Raw genomic sequence first — 9,704 nt, 5'->3', positions numbered from 1 at the left:
GCTCACGCCAGACCAAAGAGAACGCATCATAATGAATCCTTTTCAAAAAAATTTGCATTTGTGAGGCTTGTGGGCTAAAGGCTATCGCTGCAATCTGCTAAAAGCGTCCAACAACCTTAAACCTTGCCTTTAGCTTACCCCTTTACTCAAGGCGGTTTCCCACTTTAGAAACTTAAACGCAAAGCGTTTTTTCTAAAGGGTAAAAGCCTTTCGCTAAGTGGTAAGCTAAAGGCTATCGCTGCAATCTGCTAAAAGCGTCAAGTTTGTCGCCTTAAGCCCTTGCCCAAGCCTCAAATGCTCTACGAAAAGATAAGCAAAAAGCGTTCCAACTTTAAATTTGGGTGTGCTGGGTGTGGATTGCTTTGCCCTAGCAATGACGACCCTCTCGTCATTGCGAAAGGCTTTCAGCCTTGAAGCAATCCAAAGCTTCAGATTAGCTTCACCACAACGAAGCGTATATCCGTGCCTTTAGCTTTCTTCATCAGACTCGCCGCACTTCTTGACACTAAGCTCGATACAAACCTCACACCTTAGCAAATCGGAGGACTTTTGGGGCATTTAAAATTTTCTAGCAAAAGGGAGTTTTCAAATCTACAATGGATCATTCTTTAGGAAAGGGCTTACCTTTCTAGCTTAAAAGCCCTTTTAAAAGCGTAAAGAAAACGGGCTTTCTCTCGTCTCCATCACGAGAACGCAGATATAAATACACCATCGCCTTGAAACATAGGGCGAATTTTGCTATCTAGCACGGCTTACATAGTCCGCATCAAAAGGCGTATCGCTTTAAGCGCCATCATGGCGTTCTTTAAGCCTTGCAATCACGGCGTTAAGACTTAAAGAACGACTGGCCAGCAAAACGCACAGATGATAAAGCAAATCCGCAGCCTCATCCAAAAGCTCCTCCTCCCCTCCCGCCACAGCGGCCAGGGCCGTTTCTACGCCCTCCTCGCCTACCTTTTGAGCGATGCGCTTCGTGCCTTGAGCGAAGAGGGAGGCGGTGTAGGAGGACTGCGGGGGAGTGGTTTTACGCGAGGCTATGAGGCTTTCAAGTTTAGAAAGAAAGGTCAAAGTGCTCGAGCAAGGCTCAAAGCAAGAGGAGCTACCTGTGTGGCAGGTTGGCCCCTTAGGATGGGCTAAGATGAGCAAGGTATCGCTATCGCAATCAAGCCCCAAATTGATAATCTGCAAAAAATTCCCACTCTCCTCGCCCTTTTTCCACAGGCGTTTTTTCGTGCGCGAGTAAAAAACCACCTCTTTATCTTCTAGGCTTTTTTCTAGAGCCTTTTCATCCATAAAGCCCAGCATCAAAACCTCCGCACTATAAAAATCCTGAACAATCACAGGAAGAAGCCCTCCTACCTTTTGCCAATCAATCCTACGCTTTAACGCATTAAAATCTTGCATTTTTATCCTTTATAATGGATGGCGCATCCTAACACCACTTTGGTGTAAAAAAATTTTCAAATCCTCAATTCTTATCATCCCCTCGTGAAAGACAGAAGCCGCCAAGGCCCCAGAGGCCCCACACGCAAAAGCCTCCAAAAAATGCTCCATCCGTCCTGCCCCCCCACTGGCAATGAGAGGCAAGGTGCACACCTGCCTCACAGCGGCTAGTTGCTCCAAATCATAACCTTGCTTGAGACCATCTTGATTCATCATATTAAGCACAATCTCACCCGCACCCAAATCCTCAACCTGACGCACCCACTCCAAGGTGCTCCTACCGCTAGCACGGCTCGTGCTTTCCTCGCCTGTGTATTGAAAAACCTTCAAATTCCCCCAAGCGTCCTTGAAACTATCTATGCCCACGACGACGCACTGAGTGCCAAAACTATGAGCTAGACGCGTGATGAGCTTAGGGTCGTTTAAGGCGGGGGAGTTGATGGAAATTTTATCAGCCCCGCTAGCTAAGATCGCAGCCGCATCCGCCTCGCTTTTAATGCCCCCAGCTACGCAAAAAGGAATTTTAATCTCCCTAGCCACAGCACGCACCCAAGCACGATCGACGCACCTGCCCTTCGCACTCGCGCTAATATCATAAAAAACCAGCTCATCCACGCCTTGCTCTGAGTAGGACCGCGCTAGCTCTATGATATCGCCGCGATCTTGGTGATTTTTAAAACGCACCCCCTTAACCACCCTGCCATCCCTCACATCAAGGCAGGCTATGATGCGCTTGGCTAGCATTTTTGCCCCTTGAGGTAGGCTATGCCCTCTTTTACGCTAAAAACCCCATCCAAAAGGGCCTTGCCCACGATCACGCCAGCACATTTTCCCCTCAAGGCCTCCAAGTCCTCAAGCCCTGCCACACCGCCGCTAGCCTGAATGTGCATATGCGGGAAATTTTGCCCCAGGCTTTGATAGAGAGCGACATTGACCCCGCTCATCGTGCCGTCTTTTGAAATATCTGTGCATAAAATATGCTTCAAGCCCTCTTTTGCGTAAAATTCTAAGGTAGGAAAAAGCTGCTTTTCGCTCACTTCTTGCCACGCATTGATGGCGATGAAAAAGTCATCACCGCGTTGGCTAACATCCAGAGCAAAGCAAAATCTCTCAGCCCCCCACTCTCTTAAAAGCTCGACGCAAAATTCTGGCCTTTGCACGGTTAGCGAGCCTAAAACCACACGCCCTACGCCACTTTTGAATAAGGCACTAATTTCTTCTTTTGTGCGTATGCCCCCGCCCACTTGCAAATTAGCCTTGAGTTCTTGAGCGAATGTTTGCAAAAGTTTAAATTGTCTTTTTTTCGGATCTTTGGCGCCGGTTAGATCCACAAGGTGCAGGTCCTTTGCGCCCATTTTTTCATACGCTTTTAATGTTTCAAGGGCGTCCAATTCATAATCGTGCCTTTGCGCGTAATCGCCCCTGAGCAACCGAACCACCTTCCCCTCTATCAAATCAAGAGCGGGGATGAGTTTTGTCTGCATCATCTCTCCTATGACAAAATAAAATTTTTAAGCAAAAGCTCTCCAGCCTCGCCGCTTCGCTCAGGGTGAAACTGAACGCCGTAAAAATTACCTCTAGCTACGGCGGCACTGAAAGGCTCTGTATAGGTGCAAGAGGCTATGGTGTAGGGATTTACCTCTATGCAGTAGCTATGTGTAAAATAAAAATAAGCCCCGTTTAGCCCTGCGAAGAGATCGTGAGTGCTTTCAACGCTATTCCACCCCATATGAGGTAGGCAAAAGCCAGGTTTTGCTTTTAATTTGCGTGTTTGAAAGGGTAGGACTCCTAAGGTGGTTTGATTAAGCTCCTCGCTAAATTCCCCCAAAAGCTGCATACCAAGGCAAATGCCAAAAACGGGCTTTGAGGTGTTTTGAATGAAAGGAATCAGCCCGCTATCTTTTAAATGCAAGATCGCCCTCCTCGCCGTGCCAACCCCCGGCAAAAAAAGCTTATCCGCCCTTTCTAAATCTTTAACATCCTTTGAAATACTCGCCTTAAAGCCTAATCTTTCAAGACAAAATGCTAAAGAGGCCAAATTAGCACAAGAACTATCGATGATAGCCAGTCTCACAGCGTCCCCTTGGAGCTTACCACATCCTCGCTCTCTATCCTAATGGCCTCCCTTAAAGCCCTGCCAAAGGCTTTAAAAAGTCCCTCGCATTTGTGGTGATCGTTTTGTCCGCTAACCTTCAAGTGCAAACTCATACCCACAGCGGTGGCAAGGGAGGAGAAAAAATGCTCTATCATTTCCGTGCTCAGCTCGCCTAATTTTTCTTTTTTAAAGCTCGCCTTAAAACTAAGATGCGGTCGCCCAGAAAGATCCACAACGCATCGCGCCAAACTCTCATCCATGGGCAATACAAAGGCGTATCTTGCTATGCCGATTTTATTTCCCAAAGCCCTTTTTAACGCCTCGCCTAAGGCAAGGGCGACATCTTCTACGCTATGGTGCTCATCCACCTCCAAATCGCCCCTGCAGCTTAGTCTCAAGCCTATGCCTCCATGCACGGCAATTTGCTCAAGCATATGATCAAAAAAGGGCAATCCTGTATCAATAGCATTTTTCCCGCCGTGAAGATGAAGCTCAACGCTCACTTTTGTTTCCTTGGTCTCGCGCACGAAAAAAGCAGAACGGAAGGTGCGTAAAATTTCATCGCCAATTTCCTCCCAACTAAGCTCCCCATATCTTAACCCCCTGATGCCAAGATTTAAAGCTAACTGCATATCGCTATGCCTATCGCCGATGACAAAACTCTGCTGCGTATCGTAGAGGCTATGTTTGATGTAGGTTTGAAGGAGGGCGGTTTTGGGCTTTCTGCAGGCGCAATCATCCCTTTCAAAATGGGGACAAATGAAAATATCTTGAAATTCTATCCCGCAACTTTTTAAAATGTCAAGCATTTTTTTGTGGGCTAGCTCAAAGCTTTTTTGCGGAAAAGAATCGGTGCCAAGTCCGTCCTGATTACTCACAAGGACAAAATTAAAACCATATTTTTTAAGCCTAATCAAAGCAGGAATGGCACCTTCTTCAAAGTCAAGCTTTTCTAAACTATCGATTTGAAAATCACTTTTTGGCTCTTTGATGAGCGTGCCATCGCGATCGATAAAAAGTATTTTTTTACACATCCAAAAGACTCTTCAAACGCAAATCTACGGCATTTTTATGCGCGTGCAAACCCTCAGCCTCAGCCATAAGTGCGACTGTCGGCGCTAAATTCTTAAAACCCTCCTCGCTCAACTCTTGCACGGTCATTTTTTTCATAAAATCACTCAAATTTAAACTAGAATGCGTCCTGGCAAATCCATAGGTGGGCAGGGTGTGATTGGTCCCGCTTGCATAATCTCCCATAGACTCAGGACTGTAAGCACCCAAAAAAACAGAGCCCGCATGCCGAATTTGGCTTAAAAGCTCTCTGGGATTTTGAGTTTGTAAGATTAAATGCTCGGGGGCATAGTCGTTTGAAAATCTCACAGCCTCTTCTAGAGTGCTAAAAATGAGAATTTTAGAATGCTTTAAGCTTTTTTGAGCCAGGAGCTTTCTGGGTAAATTTTCAAGCTGCATACTAAGCTCTTGATAAACCCTTTGCGCGAAAGCCTCACTCAAACAGAGCAAGATCGCCTGAGAGTCGGCTCCGTGCTCGGCTTGCGAAAGCATATCGCTAGCGACAAAGTCCGCCCTAGCCTCCTCATCAGCAATGACAAGAACCTCGCTAGGTCCTGCTTGCATATCGATGCTAGGACCCTGCAAATCGGCACTTACCTGCCTCTTAGCCTCGGAAACGAAAGCGTTTCCAGGACCAAAAATCTTATCCACCCGCATCACACTTTCACTCCCATAGGCCAAAGCCGCTATGGCTCCTGCGCCGCCCATTTGATAAACGGCATCCACACCGCATAAAAAGGCGCAAAAAAGCACCGCATCGTGGATCTTCGCAGGACTTGCTAAAACAATCTTCTCACAACGGGCGATCTTGGCAGGAACGGCTAGCATCAAAGCCGTAGAAAATAAGGGCGCAGAGCCACCTGGGATGTAAAGCCCTACCTTCTCAATGGGACGGCTTAAAAGCTCGCAATAAACACCCGAAGTGGTCTCTAGTCTCACCGGATGAAAGGCCTGGGCTTCGTGGAATTTTTTAATATTTTCATAAGCGCGGATGATGGCATTTTTGAGGGCGGGATCGAGGCGATCTTGTGCGGTTTGAATCCAAGTTTTCTCCACCTCAATGCTAGAAATAGAAAGGCCGTCAAATTGTAAAGCTTGTGCTATGAGGGCTGCATCGCCACGATCTTTCACATCCTTTATAAGTCCTTGGGTTGTAAGCTGGATATTTTCTTTAAGCTCAAAAACAGGGCGTCTTAAAAGTTCCTTTTTTTCCTTGTCGTTAAGATCATCATAAAGGGCAATGTGCATTTTCACCTCAGCATTTTTTCTATGGGTAAAACCAAAATAGAACTCGCGCCCTCATCTTTGAGACGCTCCATAGTTTCCCAAAATAAATTTTCCCTACTCACCATATGCAAGGCGACCTTATTTTCATCACCTGCTAGGGGTAGTATGGTCGGCTTTTCAATGCCGGGCAAAAGGGCTTCGATGATGCTTAATTTTTCCTTAGGTGCGTGTAGCATAATATACTTACTTTCCCTTGCTTGCATCAAGCCCTCAATGCGTAATAAAAGCCTATTGATAAGAAATTGATGGGACGCGGTAAGAGGAGAATCCTTTTGTATGAGGCAGGCAGATGATTCAAAAATGGTTTGGACTTCTTTTAAGCCATTGGCTTGCAGGGTCGCGCCACTAGAGACAAGATCGCAAATGCCATCGGCCAAATTCGCCCTAGGTGCCACCTCAACAGAACCCGTAAGTGTGCAAGCCTTATAAGCGATGCGATGCTGGGTCATAAAGCGTTTTAAAAGATGTGGATAGGAGGTGGCTATACGCAGTCCGTCAAAATCTTTCAATTGTTTAAATTCCTTGTCGGCAAGTAGGGCAAGAGAAAGTCGGCAATAACCAAAGTCAAGCTTTTTCAGCGTTTTAAAGTGTGCCAACTCGCCACTAGCCTGACGCGCTAGGGCATTTTCCTCCAAAACATTCTCACCCAAAATACCCAAATCCACCACCCCATCAAAAATAAGTCCAGGGATATCATCATCCCTCACGCGCAAAATATCTATGGGTAGATTGGTTGAGCAAACGATGAGATTTTGCCCACTAGGATGTGTTTTTACCCCGCATGCTGAAAGAAGCTTTAAAGATTCTTCTGATAGTCTTCCCGATTTTTGAATGGCAATGCGCAAACGCTCTTGCATTATTTTCCTTAAAAATTTAAATGCTTTGGAAAAATTTTAACGCAATTTTATAAATCAAAAAGTTCAAATCTAACTCAAAAAAACCAAATTTTTTGCCACTTCAAAACTTTTATAAAAAGAACTCAGGGGCAAAAATTCAAACGCGCAATGAAAATTATGCGCACCTGTAAAAAAATTCGGCGTAAAAAGCCCCTTGGCACTTAAAGCGCTTCCGTCCGTTCCACCCCGCATGGCAAAGGGTTTTTTTTCTACACCGCATAATTCAAAAGCCCGCTCTAAAAGCCTTATAGCCTCCTCATTGTGCGTATTCATACTTTCTTTAATGTTGGCATAGCTATCTTCTAAATCAAGAAAAAAGTGCGCTTTTGGATAGCGTTTTTGCATCCACGAAAGAACCTCTTTGACATAATCTTTCCTCTCCTCAAACCGAACCCTGTCGTGGTCCCTAATGCTAAGATTAATTTGTGCCCTGCTTTGATGAGCAAAAAGCTCCTGCACCCAAATATAACCCTGTCTGCCCTCCGTATTTTCTGGAGTTTCAAGCCTATCAAAACAAGCAATGAGATCCATAGCGATAAGGACGGGATTTAGCAAAAGTCCCTTAGCATTCATAGGATGGGCGCTGATGCCTGTTATTTCTATCCTTGCCTGTGCAGCGTTGAAAGTTTCGTAATTAAATTCTCCCAAGGCACAGCAGTCAATCGTGTAAGCAAAATCTGGCTTAAAAAGATTTAAATCAAGGGCCTTTGAGCCTAGCAGTCCTATCTCCTCATCAGGCACAAAACTTACCCATATATCGCCTCGTGGGCTATTGTGCCTGACTAAAAATTCCAACAGAGTCATTATCGTCGCGATCGCAGCCTTATTATCCGCACCCAAAACACTCGTGCCATCACTGAAAATAATGTCTTCATTAAGATATTTCAAAAGCTCAGGCCTTTCCTTTGGATCGATGAAAATTTGCCTTTTTGCATTCAAACACAGAGGCTTTCCGACAAATTTTAAAATTTGTGGCTTTATCGCAGGACTTAATCCCACATCCACCGTATCTAAATGCGCACAAAATCCCAAACTTTTTTTAGGACTATTGCCTGCTAATCGCGCGGTTAAAATGGCATTTTCTTGCAAAAGAATATCGCTCAATCCCAACTCTTCAAGCTCCTTTTTTAGCATAAGGGCTAAGGCATATTGCCCCTCGGAACTGGGCAGGGTCTTAACACGCGCATCGCTTTGCGAAGCTATGTTTACATAGCGAAAAAATTTTTCCAATTGCATCGTGGCATAATCCATACTCAACTCCGATAATAATAAAAACTTTCAAATCCTAAAGGAATTTCAAGGATCCAAAATAGATATAGGGTGGCACTTAAGGCTATCATCAAAGCGATGCTATAAGGCAACATAAGGGCGCAGAGCGTTCCTACGCCCGTTTTGGGGTAGTATTTTTGACAAAAAGATATGATGAGGGGGTAAAAAGGAAAAAGTGGAGTCATAACATTAATAGCACTATCGCTCACCCTAAAGGTCGCTTGAACAAGCTCCGGAGAAAGTCCCACAAGCATCAGCATAGGCACAAAAACTGGCGCTAAAACCGCCCATTTTGATGTGGCTGAAGTGATAAATAAATTCAAAAAAGCCGTAAAAATGAGCAAAGCTAAAATCGTAAGCCCTTGGGGCATTTGTAAGGATGATAAGATGGAAGCACCGCTTAAGGATAGGAGTTTGGAGATATTAGAATCATTAAAAACGAATAAAAACTGCCCACAAATAAAACAAAAAACCACAAAGCCTAAAAGGGGTTCTAGGCTTTTAGTAGCTGCTAAAAATACATCGTTTAGCGAGTGAAATCGTTTGATTTTATAACCAAAAATAAGCCCAGGAAGAGCAAAAAATAAAAACAAAAAGGGCACTAAATTTTTCATCAAAAGCGAATCCTTTTCGGTCAAACTACCTCCCGGTCCTCGCAAGAAATCGCCAAAACTTAAGCCAAAAATTCCAACAAATAGCATCAAAACACTCAAAAATGCCCAATAAAAAGCCCTATTTTCGCAAGGACTGAGGCGATTTTGAATGTCACTAAGATGACAAGCTAAAGGAAGATTTTTTTGACAATAAGGCTCCACCACCCTACTCGTTACCCACCAGCAAAAAAGCACGACTCCTACGACACTACCTAGGGATAAAAAATAATTACACAGCACATGAACACTATATGAATCGTCAATAATATGAGCAGATTTTTCGGTAAAAATTTGCATAATGGGATCGATAATAGAAGGAGTAAACCCCGCACAAAATCCTCCCGCAAGTCCTGCAAATGCCGTAGCTATTCCGGCCACGGGATGTCTCTTTGCTGCGAGGAATAAAAGGGCTGCAATGGGCATTAAAAAAACATAGGCCCCATCTCCAATCAAATGGCATAAAATGGAAAGAATTAAAACCACAGGGACAACGAAATTTTTAGGGACAAATTGAGAAAATTTGATAAGACTCACGCGCAAAAACCCACTCTCTTCAGCTATGCCTATACCAAGAGTTATGACGATAGTAAGGGCTAGAGGGGGGAAAGAAATAAAATTGGAAGTCATTTTTGAAAGAAATTCCAAAAAATGCGGCAAGGTCAGAAAATTTTTGATAACAATCTGCTCTTTTGTGCCGTCATTTTTCAATAAAAAATAATCAAAATCAAAGCAAGATAAAACCCAAGAAGCCAACAAAACTATCAAAAGAGCAAATAGAAACAATACGCTTACATTGGGGATTTTATTGCCAATTTTTTCAATCTTATTTAAAATCATACTGGCAGGACGCGGATATTTGGGCTTAGTTCCTCTTGTAAAACGCTTTCTATCGCATAAAGGGTCGCACCGCTACCGCTTGAGCAACCACTGCAAGCGCCTAAATAGCGGATATAAATGTCAATGGCCGCACCTTCTGATTTTTGTATATCT

10 protein-coding genes are annotated in these 9,704 nt (G+C 44.3%); all 10 read right to left on the bottom strand.

Annotated elements, in window-relative coordinates; translation table 11 throughout:
- Positions 1–783: 783 nt before the first annotated feature.
- Complete coding sequence (hisIE, locus tag Q4A73_RS06785; RefSeq protein WP_303206698.1) at positions 784–1,404, bottom strand: bifunctional phosphoribosyl-AMP cyclohydrolase/phosphoribosyl-ATP diphosphatase HisIE; 621 nt, start codon at positions 1,402–1,404, stop codon at positions 784–786.
- A gap of 9 nt (positions 1,405–1,413) precedes the next feature.
- Entirely contained in the window at positions 1,414–2,187 is a 774-nt protein-coding gene (gene hisF / locus Q4A73_RS06780) for an imidazole glycerol phosphate synthase subunit HisF (protein WP_303206697.1), read from the bottom strand.
- On the bottom strand, positions 2,181–2,927 hold the full coding sequence (locus Q4A73_RS06775) for a 1-(5-phosphoribosyl)-5-[(5-phosphoribosylamino)methylideneamino] imidazole-4-carboxamide isomerase (RefSeq protein WP_303206696.1): 747 nt from the start codon (positions 2,925–2,927) through the stop codon (positions 2,181–2,183). Before Q4A73_RS06775 ends, hisF begins: the two co-directional genes overlap by 7 nt.
- Before the next feature lie 8 nt (positions 2,928–2,935).
- Positions 2,936–3,517 (bottom strand): imidazole glycerol phosphate synthase subunit HisH, encoded by a 582-nt coding sequence (hisH, locus tag Q4A73_RS06770; protein WP_303206695.1) that lies wholly within the window; start codon positions 3,515–3,517, stop codon positions 2,936–2,938.
- Positions 3,514–4,572, bottom strand: coding sequence for a bifunctional histidinol-phosphatase/imidazoleglycerol-phosphate dehydratase HisB (hisB, locus tag Q4A73_RS06765; RefSeq protein WP_303206694.1), 1,059 nt, complete (start codon positions 4,570–4,572; stop codon positions 3,514–3,516). Before hisB ends, hisH begins: the two co-directional genes overlap by 4 nt.
- Positions 4,565–5,857, bottom strand: coding sequence for a histidinol dehydrogenase (hisD, locus tag Q4A73_RS06760; RefSeq protein ID WP_303206693.1), 1,293 nt, complete (start codon positions 5,855–5,857; stop codon positions 4,565–4,567). Before hisD ends, hisB begins: the two co-directional genes overlap by 8 nt.
- Positions 5,858–5,859: 2 nt before the next feature.
- Positions 5,860–6,753 carry an ATP phosphoribosyltransferase gene (gene hisG / locus Q4A73_RS06755; protein WP_303206692.1) on the bottom strand — a complete coding sequence of 298 codons (894 nt, stop codon included), beginning with the start codon at positions 6,751–6,753 and terminating at the stop codon, positions 5,860–5,862.
- Positions 6,754–6,822: 69 nt separating this feature from the next.
- Complete coding sequence (pepT, locus tag Q4A73_RS06750; protein ID WP_303206691.1) at positions 6,823–8,028, bottom strand: peptidase T; 1,206 nt, start codon at positions 8,026–8,028, stop codon at positions 6,823–6,825.
- A gap of 17 nt (positions 8,029–8,045) precedes the next feature.
- A complete protein-coding gene (locus tag Q4A73_RS06745; protein ID WP_303206690.1) occupies positions 8,046–9,551 on the bottom strand; it encodes an AbgT family transporter in 1,506 nt (501 codons plus the stop codon).
- Positions 9,548–9,704: NifU family protein (locus Q4A73_RS06740; RefSeq protein ID WP_303206699.1), on the bottom strand; the 157-nt coding region annotated here is incomplete at its 5' end. The genes Q4A73_RS06745 and Q4A73_RS06740, both read right to left, overlap by 4 nt.

Origin of the sequence: Campylobacter sp. (assembly GCF_030528245.1) — a bacterium.
GTDB lineage: Bacteria > Campylobacterota > Campylobacteria > Campylobacterales > Campylobacteraceae > Campylobacter_D.
Note: the sequence above shows the minus strand (reverse complement) of the source record. Positions and strands in the feature narration are given on the sequence as shown.

Excerpts from the sequence above, each read along its gene's own strand:
- Q4A73_RS06745 (WP_303206690.1), bottom strand. The coding sequence starts at position 9,551 with ATGATTTTAAATAAGATTGAAAAAATTGGCAATAAAATCCCCAATGTA.
- pepT (WP_303206691.1), bottom strand. The coding sequence starts at position 8,028 with ATGCAATTGGAAAAATTTTTTCGCTATGTAAACATAGCTTCGCAAAGC.
- hisB (WP_303206694.1), bottom strand. The coding sequence starts at position 4,572 with ATGTGTAAAAAAATACTTTTTATCGATCGCGATGGCACGCTCATCAAA.
- hisIE (WP_303206698.1), bottom strand. The coding sequence starts at position 1,404 with ATGCAAGATTTTAATGCGTTAAAGCGTAGGATTGATTGGCAAAAGGTA.
- hisD (WP_303206693.1), bottom strand. The coding sequence starts at position 5,857 with ATGCACATTGCCCTTTATGATGATCTTAACGACAAGGAAAAAAAGGAA.
- hisF (WP_303206697.1), bottom strand. The coding sequence starts at position 2,187 with ATGCTAGCCAAGCGCATCATAGCCTGCCTTGATGTGAGGGATGGCAGG.
- hisG (WP_303206692.1), bottom strand. The coding sequence starts at position 6,753 with ATGCAAGAGCGTTTGCGCATTGCCATTCAAAAATCGGGAAGACTATCA.
- Q4A73_RS06775 (WP_303206696.1), bottom strand. The coding sequence starts at position 2,927 with ATGCAGACAAAACTCATCCCCGCTCTTGATTTGATAGAGGGGAAGGTG.